The sequence below is a fragment of the Humibacillus xanthopallidus genome (assembly GCF_044793955.1).
In the GTDB taxonomy this organism is placed as follows: domain Bacteria; phylum Actinomycetota; class Actinomycetes; order Actinomycetales; family Dermatophilaceae; genus Humibacillus; species Humibacillus xanthopallidus_C.
Genome location: NZ_CP084995.1, coordinates 4,500,073 through 4,524,896, shown reverse-complemented (window position 1 = coordinate 4,524,896; position 24,824 = coordinate 4,500,073). Strand labels below are relative to the sequence as shown.

The 24,824-nt window shown below is 70.9% G+C and carries 19 protein-coding genes; 16 read left to right on the top strand and 3 right to left on the bottom strand.

Translation table 11 applies throughout. The features are described 5' to 3' along the window. The first annotated feature begins 39 nt into the window (after window positions 1-39). The 8 genes from LG278_RS20350 (at window position 40) to LG278_RS20315 (ending at window position 9,619) form a co-directional block, all read left to right on the top strand. The gene (locus LG278_RS20350; RefSeq protein ID WP_404389485.1) at window positions 40-1,608 is read left to right on the top strand and encodes an alpha-N-arabinofuranosidase; all 1,569 of its coding nucleotides are present in this window, start codon (window positions 40-42) and stop codon (window positions 1,606-1,608) included. After that, window positions 1,605-2,951 (top strand): ABC transporter substrate-binding protein, encoded by a 1,347-nt coding sequence (locus LG278_RS20345; protein WP_404389483.1) that lies wholly within the window; start codon window positions 1,605-1,607, stop codon window positions 2,949-2,951. The genes LG278_RS20350 and LG278_RS20345 overlap by 4 nt, the downstream gene beginning before the upstream one ends. A 4-nt stretch (window positions 2,952-2,955) precedes the next feature. Next, window positions 2,956-3,924: a carbohydrate ABC transporter permease gene (locus tag LG278_RS20340; protein ID WP_404389481.1), complete on the top strand. Its 969-nt coding sequence runs from the start codon at window positions 2,956-2,958 to the stop codon at window positions 3,922-3,924. Further along, on the top strand, window positions 3,921-4,748 hold the full coding sequence (locus tag LG278_RS20335) for a carbohydrate ABC transporter permease (RefSeq protein WP_404389480.1): 828 nt from the start codon (window positions 3,921-3,923) through the stop codon (window positions 4,746-4,748). The genes LG278_RS20340 and LG278_RS20335 overlap by 4 nt, the downstream gene beginning before the upstream one ends. A 10-nt stretch (window positions 4,749-4,758) precedes the next feature. Beyond that, window positions 4,759-7,059 carry a family 43 glycosylhydrolase gene (locus LG278_RS20330; protein ID WP_404389478.1) on the top strand — a complete coding sequence of 767 codons (2,301 nt, stop codon included), beginning with the start codon at window positions 4,759-4,761 and terminating at the stop codon, window positions 7,057-7,059. Further along, window positions 7,056-8,081 (top strand): glycoside hydrolase family 43 protein, encoded by a 1,026-nt coding sequence (locus tag LG278_RS20325; protein ID WP_404389477.1) that lies wholly within the window; start codon window positions 7,056-7,058, stop codon window positions 8,079-8,081. Before LG278_RS20330 ends, LG278_RS20325 begins: the two co-directional genes overlap by 4 nt. Before the next feature lie 234 nt (window positions 8,082-8,315). After that, window positions 8,316-9,158, top strand: a complete 843-nt coding sequence (locus LG278_RS20320; protein WP_404389475.1) for a uracil-DNA glycosylase — start codon at window positions 8,316-8,318, stop codon at window positions 9,156-9,158. A gap of 80 nt (window positions 9,159-9,238) precedes the next feature. Beyond that, entirely contained in the window at window positions 9,239-9,619 is a 381-nt protein-coding gene (locus LG278_RS20315) for an META domain-containing protein (RefSeq protein ID WP_404389473.1), read from the top strand. A gap of 49 nt (window positions 9,620-9,668) precedes the next feature. Here LG278_RS20315 and LG278_RS20310 read toward each other — a convergent pair whose 3' ends face one another. Further along, window positions 9,669-11,462 carry a serine/threonine-protein kinase gene (locus LG278_RS20310; RefSeq protein ID WP_404389471.1) on the bottom strand — a complete coding sequence of 598 codons (1,794 nt, stop codon included), beginning with the start codon at window positions 11,460-11,462 and terminating at the stop codon, window positions 9,669-9,671. A 122-nt stretch (window positions 11,463-11,584) separates the two neighbouring features. On the opposite strand from LG278_RS20310, the gene LG278_RS20305 reads away from it, so the two are divergent. Both LG278_RS20305 and LG278_RS20300 read left to right on the top strand, forming a co-directional pair. Then, complete coding sequence (locus tag LG278_RS20305; RefSeq protein WP_404389470.1) at window positions 11,585-12,106, top strand: DUF1992 domain-containing protein; 522 nt, start codon at window positions 11,585-11,587, stop codon at window positions 12,104-12,106. A 160-nt stretch (window positions 12,107-12,266) separates the two neighbouring features. Beyond that, complete coding sequence (locus LG278_RS20300; protein ID WP_404389468.1) at window positions 12,267-12,716, top strand: rhodanese-like domain-containing protein; 450 nt, start codon at window positions 12,267-12,269, stop codon at window positions 12,714-12,716. A gap of 94 nt (window positions 12,717-12,810) precedes the next feature. Here the strand turns inward: LG278_RS20300 and LG278_RS20295 are convergent, their stop codons facing one another. After that, on the bottom strand, window positions 12,811-13,608 hold the full coding sequence (locus LG278_RS20295) for an HAD-IIA family hydrolase (protein ID WP_404389466.1): 798 nt from the start codon (window positions 13,606-13,608) through the stop codon (window positions 12,811-12,813). Between the two features lie 70 nt (window positions 13,609-13,678). Further along, window positions 13,679-14,899: an ROK family protein gene (locus LG278_RS20290; RefSeq protein WP_404393730.1), complete on the bottom strand. Its 1,221-nt coding sequence runs from the start codon at window positions 14,897-14,899 to the stop codon at window positions 13,679-13,681. Window positions 14,900-14,988: 89 nt separating this feature from the next. Here LG278_RS20290 and LG278_RS20285 point away from each other — a divergent pair, with 89 nt between their 5' ends. From LG278_RS20285 to LG278_RS20260, 6 genes are all read left to right on the top strand, one after another. Beyond that, a complete protein-coding gene (locus LG278_RS20285; protein WP_404389464.1) occupies window positions 14,989-16,515 on the top strand; it encodes a sugar ABC transporter ATP-binding protein in 1,527 nt (508 codons plus the stop codon). Further along, window positions 16,512-17,600, top strand: a complete 1,089-nt coding sequence (locus LG278_RS20280) for an ABC transporter permease (protein WP_404389462.1) — start codon at window positions 16,512-16,514, stop codon at window positions 17,598-17,600. Before LG278_RS20285 ends, LG278_RS20280 begins: the two co-directional genes overlap by 4 nt. Window positions 17,601-17,701: 101 nt before the next feature. Beyond that, entirely contained in the window at window positions 17,702-18,763 is a 1,062-nt protein-coding gene (locus LG278_RS20275) for a substrate-binding domain-containing protein (protein ID WP_404389460.1), read from the top strand. 84 nt (window positions 18,764-18,847) lie between these two features. Continuing rightward, window positions 18,848-20,080, top strand: coding sequence for a Gfo/Idh/MocA family protein (locus LG278_RS20270; protein WP_404389459.1), 1,233 nt, complete (start codon window positions 18,848-18,850; stop codon window positions 20,078-20,080). Window positions 20,081-20,205: 125 nt separating this feature from the next. Beyond that, complete coding sequence (locus tag LG278_RS20265; RefSeq protein WP_404389457.1) at window positions 20,206-21,321, top strand: sugar phosphate isomerase/epimerase family protein; 1,116 nt, start codon at window positions 20,206-20,208, stop codon at window positions 21,319-21,321. A gap of 234 nt (window positions 21,322-21,555) precedes the next feature. Next, the gene (locus tag LG278_RS20260; protein WP_404393728.1) at window positions 21,556-24,813 is read left to right on the top strand and encodes a PQQ-dependent sugar dehydrogenase; all 3,258 of its coding nucleotides are present in this window, start codon (window positions 21,556-21,558) and stop codon (window positions 24,811-24,813) included. The last annotated feature ends 11 nt before the right edge of the window (window positions 24,814-24,824 follow it).

Below are 24,824 nucleotides of genomic sequence, written 5' to 3'. Positions count from 1 at the left end.
CCGCGGTCAGGCCTCGACTGTCCAGGTCAAGGAGGACCAATGGGTGTGGCGTCCGTGCGGCTCGATCCCGCGTTCGCGGTGGGGCCGCTCAACCGCAGGATCTTCGGAACCTTCGTCGAGCACATGGGTCGGTGCGTCTACACCGGCATCCACGAGCCCGGTCATCCGACCGCCGACGAGCACGGCTTCCGCACCGACGTCGCCGAGCTGGTGCGCGAGCTCGGACCGACGATCGTGCGCTACCCCGGCGGCAACTTCGTCTCCAACTACCAGTGGGAGGACGGGGTCGGGCCCAAGGAGGACCGGCCCACGCGGCTCGACCTCGCCTGGCGGTCCATCGAGACCAACCAGGTCGGCACCGACGACTTCATGTCGTGGGCCTCGCGCCTCGGCATCGAGCCGATGCTCGCCGTCAACCTCGGCACGCGAGGCATGACCGAGGCGATCGAGCTGCTGCAGTACTGCAACGCCGAGCCCGGCATCGAGCTGTCCGACCGTCGCGTCAAGAACGGCCACCCCGACCCGCACGACGTGCGCGTCTGGTGCCTCGGCAACGAGATGGACGGCCCGTGGCAGATGGGCCACAAGACGGCCGAGGAGTATGCCCGGCTCGCCGAGGAGACGGCGCGCGCGATGAAGCGCTTCGACGACTCCCTCGAGCTCGTCGCCTGCGGCTCCTCCAACCGGGCGATGCCCACCTTCGGCACGTGGGAGCGCGTCGTGCTCGACCGCTGCTTCGACTTCGTCGACCACATCTCGGCGCACGCCTACTACGAGCCCGTCGACGGTGACCTCGACTCCTTCCTCGCCTGCGCGGAGGACATGGACCGCTTCATCCGCGCGGTCGTCGCGACCGCCGACCACGTCGCCGCCGTCAAGGGCTCCGACAAGCGGATCAGCGTCTCCTTCGACGAGTGGAACGTGTGGTTCCAGGCGCGCTTCGACGGCGAGAGCAGCCTCGAGATCCGCGAGGCGCCCGAGCTCATCGAGGACGTCTACTCGGTCACCGACGCCGTCGTCGTCGGCAGCCTGCTCATCACCCTCATGCAGCACACCGACCGGGTGTCGATGGCCTGCCAGGCCCAGCTCGTCAACGTCATCGCCCCGATCTCGACCCGCGCAGGTGGCCCCGCCTGGCGCCAGGCGATCTTCCACCCGTTCGCGCTGACCGCCCGGTATGCCGCCGGCACCGTCCTGCGGCCCGCCGTCGTCTCCGACGCGGTGCAGACCCAGGCCTACGGCGCCGTCGACCAGCTGCTCACCACCGCGACGCTCGACCCGGAGACGGGCGACCTCGTCGTGTTCGCCGTCAACCGCAGCCGCACCGAAGACTGCGCGTTGACCATCGACCTCGACGCACTGGCCCACTCGGCCGGCAGCGTCGGGAGCCTTGGGGGAGAAGGGGGCCGGGCGGCATACCCCGCCGGTCGTCAGGTGGAGCACCTGACCCTGCACGACGCCGACCCGAACGCCCACAACACCGAGGCAGACCCGGAGCGCGTCGTGCCGCGCGCCGGCGACGCCGTCCTCGACGGCAGCACCCTGCGAGCCGTCCTCCCGCCCATCTCGTGGCACTGCATCCGCATCACCGAAGGGAACAACTCATGAGCACCACATCCGGACCCCTCACCCGCCGACGCATGCTGACCGGTGCCCTCGGGCTCGGAGGCGCCATCGCCCTCGGAGCCTGCGGCAGCGGGTCGGGCAGCGTGCCCGGCCAGGCGCCCCAGACCGTCGGCGGCGGAGGTGGCGCCACGGGCTACAGCGGCCCGAAGGTGTCGCTCGCCTTCTGGAACGGCTTCACCGGCGGCGACGGCCCCTTCATGAAGAAGCTCGTCGACCAGTTCAACGCTGAGCACGCCAACATCGCCGTCAGCATGAACACGATGCAGTGGGCCGACTACTACACGAAGCTGCCTGCAGCGGTGACCTCGGGCAAGGGCCCCGACATCGGCATCATGCACGTCGACTCGGTCGCCACCAACGCCGCCCGCAAGGTGATCCAGCCGCTCGACGACGTCGCGACCGCCCTGAAGATGAGCGAGGCCGACTTCGCGCCGGTGCCGTGGAAGGCCGGCATCTACAACGACCAGCGCTACGCCATCCCGCTCGACGTGCACCCGCTCGGCTTCTTCTACAACAAGGCCGTCATGGAGCAGGCCGGCCTCGACCCCGAGAAGCCGCCGACCAACGCCGACGAGTACGGCGCCGCCCTCGACGCGATGAAGGCCAAGGGCATCCAGGGCCACTGGGCGAGCCCCTTCCCCTTCACCGGCGGGCTCACCGTGCAGGCGCTCATCTACCAGTTCGGCGGCTCGCTCTTCAACGAGGAGGGCACCCAGGTGCTCTGGGGCGAGGAGCCCGCCGTCAAGGCGATGACGTGGTTCCAGGACCTCGTCAAGAACGGCCACTCCGCCGCGAAGATCGCCCAGGACGCCGACCTCATCGCCCTCGAGAACGGCAAGACGGCCTTCAACTGGAACGGCATCTGGACGATCAACACCCTCGGCGCCAAGACCGGTCTCGAGTGGGGCGTCGCCCCGCTGCCCAACATCGGCGGCACCCCGGCGGCGTGGGCGGGCTCACACCAGTTCGTCCTGCCGACCCAGCGCACGCCCGACGAGAACAAGGCGATCGCCTCGCGCGTCTTCCTCAACTGGATCAGCACCAAGAGCCTCGAGTGGGCCAAGGCCGGCCAGGTGCCCGTGCGCAACAGCGTCCGCGAGTCGGCGGAGTTCAAGGCCCTGACCGACCAGGCGGCGCTGGCGAGCCAGATCGACGACCTGCGCTTCCCGCCCACCGTGGCCGGCATCGGTGACGCCATGCCGGAGTTCGACAAGGCGCTCAACCTCGCCATCAACGGCGGCCAGGACCCCGCCAAGGTGCTGGCCGACGCAGCCGCCCGCGCCACGAAGATCCTCGAGGCCAACGCGAAGAAGTACGGCGGCTGACGCCATGGCTGTGACGACGACACAGCCCCCGAGACCCACCTCGGGAGCGGAGCCCGCGCCGGGCGGACGCCGCTCCCGAGGTCGGACCGCCGGCATCCACGGCTCGCGGTGGACCCCCTACCTCTTCCTCGCGCCGTTCCTCGCCCTCTTCGCGGTGTTCGTCCTGGTGCCGGGCGTGCTCGGGCTGTGGATCTCCTTGCACAACTGGGACTTCCTCCTGCCCAACAAGCCCTTCGTGGGCGGCCAGAACTACCTCGACCTCTTCGACAGCTCGTCGGTGCAGTTCGAGTCGTTCTGGAACGGCATGAAGGCCACCGCCTTTTTCGTGCTCATCAGCGTGCCGTTCCTCGTCGTCCTGCCGCTGCTGCTCGCGATCATGCTCAACCGCAGGTTCCCGGGGCGCACGTTCTTCCGCGCCATCTTCTTCGCCCCCTTCGTGCTCGGCGTGGCCGTCATCGGGCTCATGTGGGCCTACCTGCTCGACCCGTCCTTCGGCCTGGTCAACGGACTGCTCGGCGCGGTCGGCCTGCCCGACGACACCGCGTGGACGACCTCGCAGCCCTACGCGTGGATCTCGCTGGCCGGCGTCACCATCTGGTGGACGATGGGCTTCAACGCCGTCATCTACCTCGCGGGCCTCGGCGACATCCCAGCCGACCACTACGAGGCCGCCGAGCTCGACGGGGCCTCGGCGTGGCAGCAGCTGCGCTACATCACGATCCCGGGGCTGCGGCCGGTGCTGATCTTCATCGTCATCACGACGATCCTCGCCAGCGCCAACATGTTCGGCCAGAGCTACCTCATCACCCAGGGCGGGCCGGGTGACACGACGCGCACGGCGATCATGGTCATCACCGACCTCGGCCTGTCGCAGTACCGCATGGGCGAGGCGTCCGCCATGAGCTACGTGCTCGCGGTCTTCCTCTCGCTCATCGCCCTCGTCAACTTCTGGGCCCTCAGGGAGAAGAAATGAGACGCAGGAACGGGCCCCTCTTCTGGGCCACCCTCGCCATCCTCACCGTCATCTTCGTCGGGCCGCTGCTGCTCATCCTGCTGACGTCCTTCAAGACGCAGAGCGAGGCGCGCACGGTCCCGCCGACCTGGTTCCCCCAGGAGTGGACCCTCCGGGCCTACGACGTGCTCTTCTTCCAGGACGCGGCGAGCCCCGTGCTGCAGTGGTTCGCCAACTCGATGCTGGCCGCGACGCTCCACTCGGCGCTCGTCGTCGTCGTGTGCTCGATGGCCGGTTATGCCTTGGCGCGCATGGAGTTCCGCTTCAAGAAGGCCATCTTCGCCGGCATCATCATGACGCTCTTCGTGCCCGGCTTCATCTTCCTAATGCCCAACTTCCTCATCCTCGACCAGCTGGGCTGGCTCGACACCATCTGGGCGCTCGTGGTGCCCGGAGCCGCCGGAGCCTTCGGCGTGTTCTTCATGCGGCAGTTCTTCATCGGCCTGCCCAAGGAGCTCGAGGAGAGCGCCCGCCTCGACGGCGCCGGCCCGTTCCGCACGTTCCGCTCGGTCGTGCTGCCCAATGCCCGGCCGGCTCTCGTGACCCTCGCGGTGCTGAGCTTCCTGGCCAACTGGAACGACTTCATCTGGCCGATCTACGTGCTCTTCTCACCGGAGCGCCTCACCCTCCCGGCCGGCCTCAGCCGGCTCCAGGGCGCCTACACGATCGACTACCCCGTCGTCATGGCGGGCGCCATGCTCGCCGCCATCCCCGTGTTGCTCATCTACTCGTTCGTCCAGAGATACGTCATCGAGGGCGTCGCCAGCAGCGGCGTCAAGGGCTAGGAGAGATTTGATGTCCCGTCCACCCCGCACATCCCGCCCCCTGCGCCGGGCCACCGCCGCGCTGGCGTCACTCGCCGCGCTGGCCGCGACCGGCGCCACGCTCGCCACGCCGACGTATGCCGCCGAGCCCGGCCCCACGGCATACGCCAACGCCGTCTCGGACTCGTTCTCCGACACGTTCGCGGACCCCGCGGTGATCCGCGGCCGCGACGGCTGGTGGTATGCCTACGCGACGTCCGATCCGCTGCGCGCGGGCGACGCGCCCGGTGCGATGCACATGGCGCGCACGCGCGACTGGTCAAGCTGGGAGTATCTCGGCACGGTCTTCGACGCGGGCAACCGCCCGTCCTGGGCGACACCGACCGCTGGCCTCTGGGCTCCTGACATCCGTTACGTCGCAGGGAAGTACGTCCTCTACTTCACCGTGACCGACACGACACTCAACCCCGGTGACGACTCGGCGATCGGCGTCGCGACGGCGTCGTCGCCGGCCGGTCCGTGGACCCCGACGGATGCGCCGGCCGTGCCACCACGACCCGCCCCCGGCGGCGGCTTCCTCTGGACCTTCGACCCGGCCGGCTTCACGGACGTCGACGGCCAGCGCTACCTCTACTTCGGCAGCTACTTCGGTGGCCTGTGGGCCACGCGCGTGTCGGCGGACGGGCTGACCCCGGTCGGCACGGCGACGCAGGTCGCGATCGACAACCGCTACGAGGGGTCGTTCGTCGTGCGCCACGACGACTGGTACTACCTCATGGGCTCGGCCGCCAACTGCTGCGCCGGTCCCACGACGGGCTACTCCGTCTTCGCCGGGCGCTCGCGCTCACCGCTCGGGCCGTTCGTCGACGCCGAGGGCACGTCGCTGCTGACCTCGCGGGTCGGCGGCACGATCGTGCTGACTCAGAACGGCAACCGCTTCGTCGGGGCCGGCCACCACGCCGTCATCACCGACGCCGAGGGCCGTGACTTCATCGCCTACCACGCCCTCGACCGCACCAACCCCTGGCTGACGTCGACCTTCGGCATCAACCGGCGGCCGATGCTGCTCGACCGGCTCGACTGGGTCGACGGCTGGCCCCGCACGCGCGCAGGAGCAGGGCCGTCGGACACCCCGCAGCCCGCCCCGACCCTGTCGTCGGGGCTCGGCATCACGCCGACCGACCCGGCGGCCGGCGGCTTCCGCGGGATGGCCGAAGGGCCGAGCGACCCGGTCGCCGGCGACACCGGCTTCGTACGGGGCACCGCGTCGACGACCGCCTCGGCGCCCGCCGGACCGCTGCACGTGCGGCTCGACCACCGCGGCACCGAGCCGCTGCGCGTGCTCGTCGGGCGCGACCCGGCCATCAAGGTCACGCTCGACCCGAAGGGCGGGCGCCTCACGGCCCAGCTCGACGACGGCACCGTCCGGTCGTCGGCGACAGCGCTCCCGGCGCTCCCCGCAGATGCCTGGCGCACCCTGACGATCGAGGCGACCGCCGACGGCCTCACCGCCGAGGTGACCGAGAGCGACCTCGCCGACGTCGCCGCGCGCGTGGAGGTGCCGGGCGACGCCCGGCCGGCCTCGGCCCCGGTGCGCCTCAGCAGCAGCCGCGCCGTCGTCGACAACGTCGTCGTCAACCCGGCCGCCGCGGACGCGGCGGACCTCGCGCCCGTGCCCGAGGCGGGCGCGCTGCTCGAGGCGGAGGAGTTCGACAGCCCCAGCCTCGCCGGCTTCACGTGGGTGCGACCCAACCCGGCCGTCACCGTCTCCGGTGGCAGCCTGCGTTGGCCCGTCGAGGGCACCGACCTCGTCGGTGGAGGCAACACCGCGAGCGTGCTGCTGCACGACACCCCCGGCGACGGCGACTGGATCGCCGAGGCCAAGACGACGCTCGACCTGGGTGTCAACACCGTGCGCAACTACCAGCAGGTCGGCCTCGTCGCCTACGAGGACGACGACGACTTCGCGCGCCTGTCCAACGTCGCGATCTGGAACACCCGCCAGACCGAGTTCGGCCGCGAGACGGCGGCAGACCCCGACGCTCCGGACGGCCCGACGAGCTATGGCGGCGCCATCATCGGCACCTCCGCACCCACCCTCTGGCTGCGACTCGCCCACCACCGCAACGCTGCCGGCGAGCACCTCTACCGGGCGGGCACCAGCCGCGACGGGGTGAGCTGGACGTGGGGCGCGACGTGGGCCTTCGCTCCCGGCACCAAGCCGCGCATCGGCCTCGTGGCCCACGGTGGTGCGTCACCGGCGGTCACCGCCGAGGTCGACCACCTGCGGTTCTACGCCTCGACGTGGCCGAGCGACCCCGGAGCAGGATGAGAGGCGCGCGAGCCACGGTCAGCGCGGTCAGCATGGTCGCGGCCCTGGCGGCGACCCTGCTGACCGGCTGTCAGACAGCCGACCCCGACCCGACCACCGGAGGCACCGTGACCACCAGCACGTCAGCCGCGACGAACCCCGTGTGGCCGAGCAACTTCCCCGACCCGCAGATCCTGCCCGACGGCGACGGGTGGGTCGCCATCTCGACGAACGGCAACGGGATGAACGTCCAGACGCTCGTGAGCGATGACCTCGTCACGTGGGCGCAGGGCAGCGACGCGATGCCCGAGCTCGCCTCGTGGACGACACCGGGCAAGGTGTGGGCACCCGAGGCGCACCGCTTCGGCGACCGGTGGGTCATGTACTACACGACGAAGGCGCCCGACCCGGCCATCCAGTGCATCGGTCTCGCCGTTGCCGACGACCCCAAGGGCCCCTACCGCGACTCGAGCAGCGGCCCTCTCGTCTGCGAGGAGGACCAGGGCGGCTCGATCGACGCGTCACCCTTCGTGGCTGCGGACGGCACGGCCTACCTCTACTGGAAGAACGACGGCAACGCGGTCGGGGTCGACACCTGGATCTCGGTGCAGCAGCTCTCCGACGACGGACTGCGACTGGAGGGTGAGCCGAAACAGCTTCTGCAACAGGACCTCCCGTGGGAGGGGCAGCTCGTCGAGGCGCCCTTCGTCTGGGAGCGCGACGGCGTCTTCCACCTCTTCTACTCGGCCAACGACTACGGCAGCGAGCGGTATGCCGTGGGGCACGCGACCGCGTCGTCGCCGACCGGGCCGTTCACGAAGGACCCCGACCCGATCCTGACGAGCACCGACGTCGCCGCGGGCCCGGGTCACTGCGCGCTCTTCGAGGCCGACGGCAGGGTGCTGATGGTCTACCACGCGTGGGCGCCCGAGGCGATCGGCTCGGACGTGCCCGGCCGCACGATGTGGCTGAGCGAGGTCACCTTCGACGGCGGGGCGGTGTCGGTCACCCCGCCGGCGGCACAGCTGCCGATGGGTCTCTGAGCACATCGCCTGCGTCCGCCGTGAGCGGGATGTGAGCGGGATGTATCAGGGCCGCCGCGCGGTGCACTGATCGGCAGGGGAACGGTGCGGGGCTGGGGGGCTGCCCCGCACCACCTCCCTGGACAGCAACAAAAGCATCGAGCGGCGTGCAGCGGGCGTCGAGGTCTGACCAGGGAGCAGACCTCGACGCCCGCTCGTCGCGGTGGCCACCTCGCCCCGCCGTAACGTGGCCTCATGTGCCCCGACGGTCACCCGAACCCCGCCCAGCACCCGGTCTCCGGCGGACTCTTCCTGTCGCCCGTGCCACCGGGCTCCGGCTGGCCGGGTGACCCGGCGAGCGCCGAGACGCCGGTGGCCCGCACCCCCGCCCAGGTGCGGCGACTCGCGGCGGGGGCGGACGGCATACCGGAGCTCGATGCGCGCATCAGCGTGTGCCGGGCGTGCCCGCGGCTCGTGCAGTGGCGCGAGACCGTCGCGGTGCAGGGCCGGCGCGCGTCGTTCGCCGACCAGCCCTACTGGGGCCGGCCGGGCCCGTCGTTCGGCGACGTGGAGGCCGAGGTGCTGGTCGTGGGGCTGGCACCGGCGGCCAACGGCACCAACCGGACCGGGCGGATGTTCACCGGCGACCGCTCGGGGGACTGGCTGTATGCCGCGTTGCACCGTGGGGGCTTCGCGAGCCAGCCCACGTCGGTCGCCTCGGGCGACGGGCTGGTGCTGACCGGGCTCCGCATCGTCGCCGCCGTGCGGTGCGCGCCCCCGGCCAACAAGCCGACGACCGAGGAGAAGGCGGCGTGTGCCCCGTGGCTCGACCGCGACCTCGAGCTGTCGGAGGGACGGCTGCGCTCGATGCTCGCCCTCGGGTCGATCGCGTGGGACGCGGCGCTCGGTGCTGCCAGACGGCGCGGATGGTCGGTGCCGACGCCCAAGCCGCGCTTCGGGCACGGCGCCGAGACCGTGCTGACGACCGGCGCGGGGCGGGAGGTGCGCCTCGTCGGCAGCTACCACGTGAGCCAGCAGAACACCTTCACGGGCAAGCTCACCGAGGCGATGCTCGACGCCGTGATCGCGCGGCTGTGAGCGGCGCGGATCGGCGGGTCGTCGCACGTGGGGTGCCTGTCCTCCTGCGGCCGAGGACGGTGATGTGCTTGGGTCGGGTCATGGCTGACAACGCGATCCATGGCACGGAGTGGACGGTTCAGGAGCTCGGCGGCGTGGTGACGGAGCCGCCGAAGCCGCAGCTCGCCTTCGGCACAGACGGCCGGTTGACCGGCACGACGGGCGTCAACCGTCTGATGGGCCAGTTCGAGGTGCGCGACGGGCTGCTCGTCGTGGGCGACGCGGCGACCACCCGGATGGCCGGACCTCCCGAGGCGATGGCGCAGGAGCAGCAGCTCCTCGAGCTGCTGGCCACCGAGCAGGCGTTGGTCATCACGGGTGACAGGCTCGAGATCGGCGACGGGGAGACCCTTGCGCTGCTCGTGCGCCCCAGCATCCAGCCGGTGCCGGGAGCGGGCACCGAGCAGGTCGATCCCGCCTAGCGGCTTCTCGCCGCGCGTGCGGGACGTCCTGCTCAGGCGGGGCGGGCCGTCAGGTCTGGCGGCTGCTGAGCACGGAGGAGCGGTCGATCTTGAGCCGGCCATCCTGGCGCACGAGCGTGTAGGACGTGCGCTCCACGAAGGTGCGGCCGTCGTCGTAGGCGTAGCGCAGGGTGGCGACGACCGATGACGGCGCCTCGCTCGAGACCTGCGAGACCTGCACGCTGCGGATGCTGCCCCAGAAGCGCTCGTAGTAGTCGCGGCTCGTCGCCGTCGTGCTCCGGTAGCGGTCGGTGAGCAACGCCCAGCCCGCGTCGGTGTCGGACGGGAGCAAACCGTAGTAGTCGCGCACGGCCCTGCTGAGGTCGCTCTCGGTGACCGCGGCCCCGGCTGCGGGAGCCGCGGCGGGTGTCGTCGGGCTCGGCGCCCGCGTCGTGGGGGCAGGGGCAGGCGGCGGCGTCGTGGTCGGTGACGCCGGCCTCGTCGTGGTGGGGGACGGTGCCCGAGAGGTCGTGGGCGCGGCTGATGGCGAGGAGGGCTCGGCGGACGGCTCGGAAGACGGCTCGGACGACGGGGCCGCTTCGCTCGACGCCGTGACGCCGGGAGCCTGTGCGACCTCACCCCCGGGATCGGTGACGCGCTGCACGCCCCACACCGCGAGGAGCACGAGAGCCAGTGCGCCAGCCAGCAGGGCGGCTCCGCGCCGTCGCCGCTTCCCGGGGTCGACGAGGTCGCCCTCGCGCGAAGGCGGCTTCAGCGGCTGGGGCACCGCCGCGCGGGGAGCCGCATCCCCGGCTGGCGCAGGCGGGCCGCTGGGCGCGTCGCCCGAAGCGCCGCTGGGCGCGTCACCGGGAGGGCCGCTGGGCGGTTCGAGGGGCGGGTCGCTCGGCAGCTCGACGGTGTGGCCACCCTCCGACCCGAGCACTGCGGCCGCGCCGGCACCGGCTGCGGCACCGGCTGCGGCGGCCCCGGCGATGGGCAGCACCTTCGTGGACTGGCGCTCGTCACGGTCGGCCGGGGCGAGGCCTCCGCCGACGAGCCGCGACAGCGCCTCGGACGCCTCCTGCATCGTCGGTCGCCGCTCCGGGTCGGCATCGAGCATCGCCTCGAGCACGGGGGAGAGGGCGCCGGCCAGCTGCGGCGGGTTGGTCCGGCCCGACGCCACCTGGTGGAGCAGCGCCATCGGGTTCTCGCCCGCGCCGAAGGGCGGCGTGCCCTCGACCGCTGCATAGAGCGTCGAGCCGAGCGAGAAGACGTCGGAGGCCGGGGTCGAGCTCGCCCCGCGGGCCACCTCGGGTGCGAGGTAGGCGGGGGTGCCGGTCAGCATGCCGGTCGAGGTGAGCGAGGCGTCACCGAAGGCCCGCGAGATGCCGAAGTCGGTGATGAGGGCCGTACCGTCGTCGGTGATGAGGATGTTGCCGGGCTTGACGTCGCGGTGCACGATCTCGGCCGCATGGGCGGCGGCGAGCGCAGCGCCGACCTGGGCCCCGACCTTGGCGACCCGCACGGGCGCCAACGTGCCCTCGGCCCGCAGGATCTCGTGGAGGCTGCGTGAGGGGACGTACTGCATGACGAGGCAGGGCTGCCCCTCGTGGTCGACGACGTCGAAGACGGGGACGGCGTTGGGGTGCTCGAGGCGAGCGGTGATGCGGGCCTCGCGCATCGCACGCTGGTGCGCGACGTCGGCCTCCCCCTCCGGGAGGTCGGCCAGCGCCCGCAGCTGCTTGATCGCGACGGCCCGGCTCAGCCGCTCGTCCCAGGCCAGCCACACGTGCCCCATGCCACCCGAACCGATGCGGTGCTGCAGTCGGTAGCGACCTGCCATCAGGTCCCGCTGCTCACTCACGTCTCATGCTCCTCGTCGCTCGATCGTCCGGTCTCGTCCTGGCACGTACCCTTCCGACGCGCGATCGCACCCTCCGGGCCTCCCCCGCCCCCCGGCATACGGCGTCGTCTACCGTTGATGGCATGTCCAGCCAGCCCTCGTGGGAGAGCCCCGTGGAGAAGCAGATCCGCGAGGCGCAGGAGCGTGGCGACTTCGACAACCTGCCCGGTGCGGGCAAGCCGCTCGACCTCAGCGACTCGGGCGACCCGGACTGGTGGCTCAAGCGCTTCGCCGCGCGCGAGAACCTCGACCTCGGCGGGGCGCTGCCGGGGGCGCTGGCGCTGCGGAAGGAGGCCGCGGGCTATCCGGGGTCCCTCGTCGACGTGCGCACGGAGGCCAACGTGCGCGAGATCGTCGAGGACTACAACAAGCGCGTGCTCGCCGACCGGCTGCGCCCCGCGGTCGGCAACCTGCCGCCGATGATCGCCAAGACGCTCGACGTCGACGACATGGTCACCCAGTGGCGCTCGCTGCGCGCCGAGGTGGAGGAGCACGAGCGGCGTCTGCGCGCCGAGCGGCAGGTGGTCGAGCTCGCCGAGCAGCGCGAGCGTGACGCCCGCACGCCGTGGTGGCGTCGCCTCTTCTCGCGGCGCCAGCCCTCCTGACCCCAGCCTTCCTGACCCCAGCTTCCTGATCGAAAGAGCGATTCGTCCGGTCAGCGTGCGGGTGATGCACGGCGCGAGGGCGCGCGGATCGCTCTCTCGATCAGGAACTGCATACCCCTTGGGGTATGCTGGCGATGATCCCGCCGCTCAAGGAGACCTCGTGAACGTCCGTCGCTCGTCCACCGCCCTCGCGCTCGTCGCCGTCCTCGGCGTCGCGGGCATCGCCGCGTGCGGGGCCGACCCGGCGCCGCAGGCCACGACGACCGCCACCTCGGTCGCAGCGCCCACCAACGGCGCGATGGTCGACGTCGACACCTTCGCCGCGGCTTCGGCGACTCCGGGCACGACCGTCGTCGACGTCCGCACCCCGGCCGAGTTCGCCCAGGGCCACCTCGAGGGCGCCGTCAACATCGACGTGTCGGCGGCCGACTTCGCCTCTCGCATCAGCGCGCTCGACCCCGCGGGGTCCTACGCCGTCTACTGCCGCTCGGGCAACCGGTCGGCGACGGCGGTCGCGGCGATGACCGCTGCCGGCTTCACCGACGTCTACCACTTGGGCGGCGGCACCGGGGCGTGGGCGGACTCGGGCCGCGACCTCGTCTCGGGCTGAGCCCTCGCGCACCCGGGCGCTGGCGTGCCTGTGAAGGCACTGCGTGCCTCAGGCCAGGTATGCCGCCTGACCGGCTCCGCGGCATACGGCCTCGTCAGCTCGGGGCCGGCTCCGTGACGAGGGCGACGAGGTCTGCGACCGAGTCGACGACCCGGGTCGGCCGGTAGGGGAAGTGCTCGATCTGCTGACGGCTCGTCGACCCGGTGAGCACGAGCACCGTGCGCAGGCCGGCCTCGAGGCCACTGATGATGTCGGTGTCCATGCGATCGCCGACCATCAGCGTCGTCTCGGAGTGCGCGTCGAGCCGGTTGAGGGCGCTGCGCATCATCAGCGGGTTGGGTTTGCCGATGTAGTAGGGCTGCCGACCGGTGGCGGTCGAGATGAGTGCTGCGACGGAGCCGGTGGCCGGCAGGGTGCCGGCCGGGCTGGGGCCACTGGGGTCCGGGTTGGTCGCGATGAAGCGAGCGCCCTTCTCTATCAAGCGAATGGCGCGGGTGATGGCCTCGAAGGAGTAGGTGCGCGTCTCGCCCAGGACGACGTAGTCGGGGTCGCGATCGGTCATGACGTAGCCGACGTCGTGCATGGCCGTCACCAGCCCGGCCTCGCCGACGACGTAGGCGCTGCCGCCCGGCCGCTGCTCCGCGAGGAACTGTGCGGTGGCCAGAGCGGACGTCCAGATCGCCTGCTCCGGCACGTCGATCCCACTGCCGCGCAAGCGTGCTGCGAGGTCACGCGGGGTGAAGATCGAGTTGTTGGTCAGCACGAGGAAGCGCTTGCCCGAGGCCTTGAGCGCCTCGATGAACTCGGGCGCGCCCGGGATGACGTCCTCCTCGTGGACGAGCACGCCGTCCATGTCGGTGAGCCAGGTCTCGACGGGCCGGTGATCGGTCATGCCCCCATTGTGGTGGGCAGGGCGTGCGTCCGCGTCAGGAGTCGGCTCTGCAGGAGCGACGGGGGCAGGGTCAGGAGGCGGACTGCGACGCGATGGCGAGGTCGACCCGGTCGGCCGTCAGGGCGTGCTGGATGACCATGGTGGCGGCGCCGATGACCCCGGCCTGCACGCCGGTGGTGGCCGCGACGATCTGCAGGTTGCTCGTGGCGAGCGGCAGCGATCGGCCGTAGACGACCTCGCGCACCCCCGCGATGAGGCTCTCGCCCGCCTGGGCCAGGGAGCCGCCGATGACGATGACCGACGGGTTGAGCAGGCTGACGCAGGTGGCGAGCACCTCGCCGATCGTGCGACCGGCCTGGCGCACGGCGTGGGCGGCCGGGATGTTGCCGCCGCGCACGAGGTCGACGATGTCGGCGTTGGAGCCGGCGGTGATGCCGATCTCGGCGAGGGCGCGCGTGATGGCCGGGCCGCTGGCGACCGCCTCGAGACAGCCGAGGTTGCCGCACGAGCAGAGCACCTCGGGAGCGTGCGGGGCGGCGACGTGGCCGAGGTCGCCCGCGGCTCCCACGGCTCCGCGGTGCAGGCGACCGCCGCTGATGATGCCGGCGCCGATGCCGGTCGCGACCTTGACGAAGAGGAGGTGCTCGACGTCGGGGTGGGCGACGGCATGCTCGCCGAGCGCCATGATGTTGACGTCGTTGTCGACGAGCACCGGCACGTCGAACACGCGGCTCACGTGCGCCGGCACGTCGTAGCCGTCCCACCCGGGCATGATCGGCGGGCGCATCGGTCGGCCGCTCGAGTGCTCCACGGGGCCGGGCAGGCCGATGCCGACGCCGATGAGGTCGGCGGCGGTGCGTCCGGTGAGGTCGAGCATCTTGGAGGTCGTCGAGGTCACCCAGTCGAGCACGACCTCGGGGCCGTCGGTGATCTCGAGGTCCTCGCCGATCTCGCAGAGCGGGCGACCCGTGAGGTCGGTGAGGGCGATGCGACCGTGGGTGGCGCCGAGGTCGGCGCCGACGACGACGCGCGCCTCGGGGTTGAAGGCGAAGCGGACGGGCGGGCGTCCACCCGTGGAGGCGGCCTCGCCGCTCGGCGCCAGCAGGCCGCTCGCGAGCAGCGCGTCGACACGGGCGCCCACGGTGGAGCGCGCCAGACCGGTGAGCTTGGCCAGCTCAGCCCGCGTGCGCGGCGTCTGGTCGCGCAGCAGCTGGAGCAGCTCACCGGCGCCGTTCGGAGGCGCCGTGGGCTGCGGAGACTGGGCAATACTCACCTTTGAAGTGAAGCACATCGGGGTTCTGCGTGTCACTCACCAACTTTCTTGAGACAGAAACAAACTTTTGCTTGACGCCCCGACAGAAGTGGGCCACGGTGTGACCCATGACATCTCGACGGCGAGACGAAGCCGACGCCCCCCTGCTGCGCATGACCGGCGTGGTGAAGCGGTTCCCCGGCGTGGTCGCGCTCGGCGGCGTCGACCTCGACGTCCGCCGTGGTGAGGTGCACTGCCTGCTGGGCCAGAACGGCGCCGGCAAGAGCACGCTCATCAAGGTGCTGGCCGGTGTGCACCAGCCCAACGAGGGCACCATCGAGTGGGAGGGCGAGCAGGTCACGCTGGGCCACCCGCAGGCGGCCATGGACCTCGGTGTCGCCACGATGTACCAGGAGCTCGACCTCGTCGAGGGACTGTCGGTCGCCGAGAACATCTTCCTCGGCCACGAGCACACCCGCCTCGGCTTCTCGCAGCGCTCCGCCGCCCGGCGCGAGGCGGCTGCCCTCCTCGCGCGGCTCGGTCACTCGGAGATCTCGCCCTCGGCCGAGGTCGGCACGCTCTCGGCGGCGTCGTGCCAGATCGTCAGCATGGCCCGCGCGCTCTCGCTCGACGCCAAGCTGATCATCATGGACGAGCCGTCCGCCGTCCTCGACGCCGGCGAGGTCGGTCAGCTCTTCCGCGTCATTCGCGAGATCACCGACCAGGGCGTCGCCGTCATCTACATCTCGCACCGCCTCGAGGAGATCCGCGACATCGGCGACCGCGTGACCGTCCTCAAGGACGGCCGCACGGTGACCACCGGTCTCGACGCCAAGACGACGCCGACCCAGGAGCTCATCCGGCACATGACCGGCCGCTCCATCGAGTACGTCTTCCCGCCCAAGCCCGACGTGGCCGACGCCGAGCCCCTGCTGCGGGTCGAGGGCCTCGGTCGCACCGGTGAGTTCTCGGGCGTCTCCTTCGACGTGCGCCCCGGTGAGGTCGTCGGTCTCGCGGGCCTCGTCGGCTCGGGCCGGTCCGAGGTCGTCGAGACGATCTTCGGTGCCCGCAAGGCCACGACGGGCACGGTGACCGTCGGCGGCCGCACGGTCCGGCCCGGCTCGGTGCCCGCCGCCGTGTCGGCCGGCATCGGCCTCTGCCCCGAGGAGCGCAAGAGCCAGGCCCTCGTGCTCGGCGCCTCGCTGGCCGCCAACATCAGCCTGGCCTCACTCACCCGCTTCTCGCGCGCCGGACTGCTCGACCGTGACGGTGAGAACAGCTCTGCCGAGGAGCTGCTCGAGTCGCTCGACGTGCGACCCCGCGGCATCCACCGCGAGTCGCGCACCCTGTCGGGTGGCAACCAGCAGAAGGTCGTCCTCGCCCGCTGGCTGCTCCGCGGCTGCCGGGTGCTGCTCCTCGACGAGCCCACGCGCGGTGTCGACGTGGGCGCCCGCTCCGAGATCTATGCCCTGATCCGCCGACTGACCGACGACGGCGTCGCCGTCGTCGTCGTCTCCAGCGAGATCCCCGAGGTGCTGGGGCTCTCCAACCGGGTGCTGGTCCTCGCCGACCGCACCGTTCGCCACGAGGGTCCGGCCGACGAGCTCGACGAGCACGCCGTCCTCGACATCATCCTGAAGGGAGACGCGGCATGAGCGCCGACGTCACGAAGGCCGACCAGCCGTCCGGAGATCCGGCGGCCGACAGGACGGGGGCCTCAGAGCCCTCGCCCCAGCACGGACCACCGGTCGGTGGGACGTCCGACCGTCGGTATGGGATCGCCGGGTTCCTCGGTGGCCCCCTCGGCCGCAACGCGGGCCTCGTCGTGGCGCTCGTGCTGCTCATCATCGTCGGCATCATCACCGCCGGCGACCGCTTCGCCAGCCCCGAGAACGCGCTCACCATCCTGCGCCTCGGGTCGGTCATCGGCGTCGTCAGCGTCGGCATGACCTTCGTCATCTGCGGGGGTGGCATCGACCTCTCCGTCGGCGCGATCGTCGCGCTCTCCTCGGTGTGGGCCACGACCGTGGCGACGCAGACCCTGGCCGCCGACATCCACTGGATCGTCATGGTCGGCGCGGCCCTGCTGGTCGGCGGAGCGTGCGGCCTCATCAACGGAGTGCTCATCGCGTACGGCCGGATGGCGCCGTTCATCGCCACCCTCGCCATGCTCGCCGCGGCACGAGGTCTCGCCGAGATCATCGCGAAGCGTCGCACGCAGATCATCCGCGACCGCGACTTCATCAACTTCTTCGGTGGCAGCGTGCTCGGCATCCCCGTGCTCGTCATCCTCTTCGCCCTCGTGGCCGTCGTCGGCTGGATCCTGCTCAACCGCACGACCTTCGGGCGGCGCACGCTCGCGATCGGTGGCAACCCCGAGGCCGCCCGCCTCGCCGGCATCCGGGTGCAGCGCCAGACGATGTACCTCTACATCCTGCTCGGCATCGCCTGCGGCATCGCGGCCGTCATGATCATGGCCCGCACGACGACCGGTACCTCGACGCACGGCACGCTCTACGAGCTCGACGCCATCGCGGCCGTCGTCATCGGCGGCACGCTGCTCAGCGGCGGTCGCGGCACCGTCGTCGGCACCGTCATCGGCGTGCTCATCTTCACGACGCTCACCAACGTCTTCACCCTCAACAATCTCGACACCTCCACGCAGGCGGTGGCAAAGGGAGCCATCATCGTCGCCGCCGTCCTGCTCCAACAGCGGGTCTCCCGCACCAGGTCGACCTAGCCACCGCGGCGATCGACCGACCTCGCCGAGGGGGGACCTCCCGAGGCAACGCACCACCACTCACAGCACCACTTCACCACCCCGCTCACATAGGAGTCAGCGTGTCTGCATCACTTCCCCTCACCACCAAGCGGATCGCCTTCGCGGCGATCACCCTGAGCGCTGCCCTCGTCGCCGCCGGCTGCACGAGCAACGAGCCGGCCACCACGCCCGCCGCCTCGACGCAGCAGGCGGCCGGCAACGCCGCGAGCGACAACGACGCCCCCGGCGAGAAGGTCGTCATCGGCTTCTCCGGCCCGGCGGCCGACCACGGCTGGCTCGCAGCCATCAACAACTCGGCGCTCGAGGAGGCCAAGAAGCACAGCGACGTCGAGCTCAAGGCGGCGGAGGGCACCAACGACGCGAGCCTCCAGATCAGCCAGATCGAGACCTTCATCAACGACAAGGTCGACGCCATCGTGCTGCTGCCGACCGACGGCGCCGCCCTCACCGAGGTCGCGACGAAGGCCATGCAGGCCGGCATCCCGGTCATCAACGTCGACCGTGAGTTCTCCAGCCCGTTCGCCGCGCGGTCGACCATCCTCGGTGACAACTACGGCATGGGCGTCTCGGCCGGCACCTACGCGTGCCAGGTCATCAAGGACAAGAACATCAGCGACCCGGTCGTCGCCGAGATCGCCGGCATCGACGCCCTGCCCCTGACGCAGGACCGCTCGAAGGGCTTCGCCGACGCCCTCAAGGCCTGCAACCAGACCGTCGACAACCGCGTCGCGGCCGAGTTCACGGTCGAGTCCGGCGAGAAGCAGGCCTCGAACCTGCTCCAGGCGGCTCCGAAGATCGACGTCCTGTGGAACCACGACGACGACCAGGGTGTCGGCGTCATGGCGGCGCTCGACCAGGCCAACCGCAACGAGATGGCCTTCATCGGCGGCGCCGGCTCGGCCAACGCGATGCGCTGGATCCAGGAGGGCAAGATGGCCGCCACGGTCATCTACCCGCCCACCCAGGCGGCCGACGGCATCAAGCTCGCGCGCCTCATCGCCCAGAACAAGGGCCTGAGCGACCTCGTGCAGGTCGAGGTGCCCAAGCGCATCGTCCTCAACGCTCCTGTGGTCACCAAGGAGAACGTCGAGCAGTACCTGCCGTTGGGCTTCGAGTCCTGAGCACCAGCTGCCCGCGCCGGCCCGGCCGGCGCGGGCAGCGGATCAGGACCCTCGGAAACCACTGACATCGGATGTGATGACGACATGACGAACTCTCGCAAGCCTGTCCTCGGGGTGGGGATGGTCGGCTACGCCTTCATGGGGCGCGCCCACTCGCAGGCCTGGCGCAACGCACGCAGCTACTTCGACGCCCCCGCGGTGCCGCGTCTCGCGGCCGTCGCGGGACGCAACGAGGCGGCAGCACACGACACGGCGGACCGCTTCGGCTGGGAGTCCGTAGAGACCGATTGGCGGCGCCTGCTCGAGCGCGACGACATCGACATCATCGACATCTGCACGCCGGGCGACACCCACGCCGAGATCGCCGTTGCAGCGCTCGAGGCGGGCAAGCACGTGCTGTGCGAGAAGCCGCTCGCCAACTCGGTCGAGGAGGCCGAGCTCATGGTGCGCGCCGCCGAGGCCGGCGCCGCCCGCGGCGTCCGGTCGATGGTCGGCTTCACCTACCGCCGGGTGCCCGCCATCTCCTACGCCCGCCGCCTCGTCGAGGAGGGCCTGCTCGGCCGGATCCTGCACGTGCGCGGCGCCTACCTGCAGGACTGGCTCGTCGACCCCGACTCGCCGCTCACCTGGCGGCTGCAGAAGGAGCGGGCCGGCTCAGGTGCCCTCGGCGACGTCGGTGCGCACATCATCGACCTCGCCCAGTTCGTCACGGGCGAGCAGCTGACGGGGGTGTCCGCCCTCACCGAGACCTTCGTGCGCGAGCGTCCCGTGAGCGACCCGAGCCACGTCGGCACGAGCGGCATCAGCGGCACGTCCGGCGCCAACGGGTCGGCGACGCTGGGCCAGGTCACCGTCGACGACGCGGCCGTGCTCGTCTCGCGGATGAGCGGGGGAGCCCTCGCGACCTTCGAGGCGACGCGCTTCGCCACCGGACGCAAGAACTCGATCCGCTTGGAGGTCAACGGCTCTCGCGGCTCCATCGCCTTCGACTTCGAGGACATGAACGTCCTGCACGTCCTCGACGCCACGGTGAGCGGTCGCGATGCCGGCTTCACCCGGGTCCTCGTCACGGAGGCCACCCACCCCTACGTCGCCGGGTGGTGGCCCCCCGGCCACGTCCTCGGCTACGAGCACGCCTTCACCCACCAGGCGGTCGACTTCGTCACCGCCGTCGCCGAGGGCACCGACCCTCGGCCCTCCTTCTCCGACGGGTTCCAGGTGCAGCGGATCCTGTCGGCAGTCGAGACCAGCGCGGAGCGAGAGGGGTCCTGGACCCCGATCGACGGGGCCCGCGTGCCGTCTCCCTCCCTGTCCTGAACGTCCACGCACGCGGCCGCTCGCCCGTGCCGAAAGGAGCTCGGTTCCACCACAGCTCGACCTGCGTCACCAGCTCGACCCGCTTGAACCAAGTCTCTGTCACTCCCTGAAGGAGCACGCACACCATGCACAACGACAACGACGTCAACCCGCTGAAGCTCGTCACGAAGCTCGGCCTCAACCGCCGTCAGTTCTTCGCGGCGACGACGGGCATGGCAGCCGCCGTGACCATGACCGGTGCCGCCGCCAAGGCCGCTCCGGGCGGCAACGGCATCCTCATCCCCGCCCCGCGCCGGGGCATCATCCTCTACACCGTGCGCGACGCCGTCAGCCGCAACCCGCTGACCTCCGAGTACGCCTCCGGTTTCAAGGAGGTCCTGACCGAGCTCTCGTCGATCGGCTACCGCCAGATCGAGTTCGCCGGTCTCAGCCAGAACGCCAACTCCGAGGGTGGTGCCAACCTCAACAACGTCGCGGGCGCGACCCTGCTCCGCACCTGGCTCGACGACCTCGGCCTAGAGGCCGAGGGCAACCACGGCCAGATCCCGTCGGGCATGACCGAGGCGAACATCGCCGCCTTCGACACGGCCTGCGAGATCGCCAACATCCTCGGCATGGGCCACATCGGCACCGGTAGCGACCCCACGGGTAGTGCCTACGTCGCCGACTGGGAGGCTGCCGCCGCGCGGTGGAACTTCTACGGGGAGCGCGCGGCCCGCCACGGCCTCAAGCTCTACACCCACAACCACGACATCGCCTACAGCTTCCTGCTCGACAGCGGTCCGCTCGACGCGATGGGCCGTCCGACCCGGTCGTCCGGCATCCGTCGTCTCGAGTACTTCCTCGCCAACACCGACCCGAAGTACGTCTTCCTCGAGATGGACATCTACTGGGCGCACGTCGCGCAGTACAAGCACACGGCCTACACGGCTCCCGACGGTTCGGTCGTCACCTCGATCTTCGACCCGGCCGGTGTCGTCGCAGCACAGACGTCGCGCTTCCCGCTCTTCCACGCGAAGGACGGCAAGAAGGACACGTCGGTCGCCAACGGCTACGTCATGGCGCCGTTCGGCCAGGGCGACATCGACTACTCGACGTTCCTGCGTCGCGTCGGGGCCAAGGGCTCGCACAACCCGATGTGGGAGATGGACACCGCTCCGGGCAACGCCCTGACGGCGCCGAACCAGTCGATGGAGCTGTCGAAGGTCAGCTACGACGCGATGGCCGCCCTGCGCGGCTGACCCGGCCGCACGGACGACCGCAGCCCCGCCACACGCCGGCGGGGCGGCATACCGGAAACACCGGCCCCCGGAGGGCGCAAGATGCCGTTGCAGCGGCGCGCCCCCCGGGGACCGGCTCAGCCCGTCTCTGTCAAGAAGGACGTACCGATGAATGTTACAAGTCGTTTGAGAGGCCGGAGGGCACTTGCGGCAACTGCTGCAGCTGCCCTGGCCGCGACCATGCTGGGCGGGGTGATGACGACGCCCGCGCTCGCGCACGACGGAGTCGACCACGGCGCCGAGCCCGCGCTCGACTGGTCGAACTACGAGAAGATCACCCTGACCAAGGACACCGGCGAGCCGATCGACCTGGCCGTCCTGCCCGACCGCCGCGTGCTCACGACCGCCCGCAACGGTGACGTGCGCCTCGTCGACCCCGACACCGGCGTCACGAAGGTCATCAACACCCTCTCGGTCTACAACAACTCCGAGGACGGCCTCCAGACCGTCACGCTCGACCCCGACTTCGAGACGAACAAGTGGGTCTACCTCTACTACGCGCCGCGCACCATGACGGCGCCCTACCCGACGACGACCCCGACCGGGTCGGCGCCCAACACCCTGCCCGCGGGCGCGGACGCCTCCTACTGGGACCAGTGGAAGGGCTACAACCAGCTCAGCCGCTTCAAGTGGGACGACGCGACCGACAAGCTCGACCTCGCGACCGAGCAGGTCATCATCAAGGTCGAGCAGCAGCGCGGACAGTGCTGCCACGTCGCCGGCGACATCGACTTCGACGGCGACGGCAACCTCTACCTCGCGACGGGCGACAACACGCCGGCCAGTGCCCCGGGCGCCAACGGCTTCGCCCCCAACAACAACGCGCCCGGCTTCAACCCCGGCTTCGACTCGCGTCGTGGGGCCGGCAACACCAACGACCTGCGCGGCAAGATCCTGCGCATCAAGGTCGGCGCCGACGGGTCCTACACGGTCCCAGCGGGCAACCTCTTCGCTCCGGGCACCGCCAAGACCCGTCCCGAGATCTTCGCGATGGGCCTGCGCAACCCGTTCCGCATCGACGTCGACCCGGCGACCAACTCCGTCTCGTGGGGCGACTACGGCCCCGACGCCGGTGCGGCCGACCCGCAGCGCGGCCCGATGGGCTACGTCGAGTGGCAGAGCACGGCCATCAACAAGCCGATCAACGGCGGCTGGCCCTACTGCCACGGCCCCAACGCGAACTACAACGAGTGGAACTTCGCGACGGCGACGCCCGGCCCGTTCTTCGACTGCAACGCCGGAGCCCAGAACAACTCGACGTGGAACACCGGCCTCGCCCAGGTCCCGCCGGCCACCGCGCCGCAGCTCTACTACGGCGACAACAACACCCACCAGCCGTGGCCCGAGCTGACCGACTTCTCTCCGGCCGGTGGCCAGGGCCCGATGGGCGGTCCGGTCTACCACTTCGACGCGGCCAACCCGTCGACGACGAAGTTCCCGGCCTACTGGGACAGCAAGGCGTTCTTCGCCGAGTTCTCGCAGGACTACCTCGCCGTCTTCGACGTGCAGTGGCCCGACGGACCGGTCGATCACATCACCCACTTCCTGCCCAACGCCGCCCTCGAGACGAACGGGCAGCCGATCACCGACAGCCCGATCGACATCGAGTTCGGCCCGGACGGGTCGCTCTACGTGCTCGACTACGGTGACGGCTTCTTCCGGCAGAACCCCGACGCGGGTCTCTACCGCATCGACTACGCGCCCGGCAACAAGGCGCCGCAGGCCAGCATCAAGGCCACCCCGGTGAGCAGCAGCACCGCCCCCCTGACGGTCACCTTCGACGGCTCGGCGTCCGTCGACCCCGAGGGCGGGGCCCTCACCTACGAGTGGGATTTCGACGGTGACGGCACCTTCGACGCCACCGGTGTCACCGCTCAGTACACCTACACGACCCTCGGTCGCTACAGCGCTCGGCTCCGGGTCACCGACCCGGAGGGCAAGCGCGGTCTGACCAGCACCGTCATCAGCGTCGGCAACGTCGCCCCGACGGTCACCATCACCACCCCGCCCAACGGCGCCTTCTTCGACTGGGGCCAGGCCGTGCCGTTCAACGTCACGACCACCGACCCCGAGGACGGCACCGCCACGGTGTGCTCGCGTGTCTCCTGGACCTTCGGTCTGGGTCACGACGCCCACGCCCACCCGCTGAGCCAGGGCACGGGATGCCAGTTCGCCATCCCCACCCCGGCTGACGCGACCCAGCACGGCGAGACCGAGAACATCTTCGGCGTCGTCGTCATCACCTACACCGACAACGGGGCCAACGGCCTCCCCGGTGCGACCACCACCGAGCAGCTCATCCTCAACCCGAAGAAGCAGGAGGCCGAGTGGGCCGACGCGACCCAGGGTGTGGAGATCACCAACGACGACGCCGCGAGCGGCCTGCGCAAGGTCACCTCGTTCGACGCCGGTGACTGGCTGGCCTGGGACCCGACGAACCTCGTCGGCATCACCGGCGTGACCGCCCGCGCCACCGGCACGGGCACCCTGTCGCTCCGCTGGGACTCGCCGACCGCGGCTCCCTTCGGCACGATCGCGGTGAACGGCTCCGGCTGGACCGACGCGGCAGCAACCCTGTCGTCGAAGCCCACCGGCACCGGACGTCTCTACGTCACCTCGACCGGCGGGGTCGTGCTCGACTCCCTCACGTTCACGGGCACCGGCGTCGCCGACGTCACGCCCCCGACCGTCACGGCGACGCTGAACCCGGCGACCCCGAACGGCGCGAACGGCTGGTACACGAGCAACGTCACGGTGACGATCACCGCCACCGACAACGGCACCGTCGCCTCGCGTCAGCGCTCCACCGACGGTGGAGTGACGTGGGTCAACGCCAACAACGCCCTGACGGTCTCGACGGAGGGCATCACCACCGTCCTCTACCGGGCCACCGACAACGGCGGCAACGTCTCGCAGGTCGGGTCGGTGACGATCAAGCTCGACAAGACGGCGCCCACCGTCACGGTCGCCGGCGCAGCCGAGGGAGCCTCGGTCGGCAACTCCGGTGACATCACGTGGACGGCCACCGACGCCACGAGCGGCATCGACACCGTGACGGCCACCGTCGACGGCGTCGCGGTCGCGGGCGACAAGCCGCTGGCGCTCTGGCGCCTCTCGCTCGGCAGCCACACGCTCGTCGTGACGGCCACCGACAAGGCGGGTCTCGTCACGACGACGACGAGGACGTTCACCACGACGACCTCGATCCTCACGCTGACGGCCCTGACGGAGCGACTGGCCCGCGAGGGTCTCGTCACCCCGGCAGGGGAGCGCGAGCTCGAGAAGCGACTCCAGCAGGCGGAGAAGCACATCGCGGCTGGCCGCACCAACGCGGCCATCTCGCAGCTCGAGGGCTTCATCGCAGCGACGAAGTCCACCTCCAACGTCCGTGACGCGGCGGCTGCGGCTGCCCTGGCTCGCGACGCCAACGCGGTCATCGCCTCCTTGCGCTGACCCACTCGGTT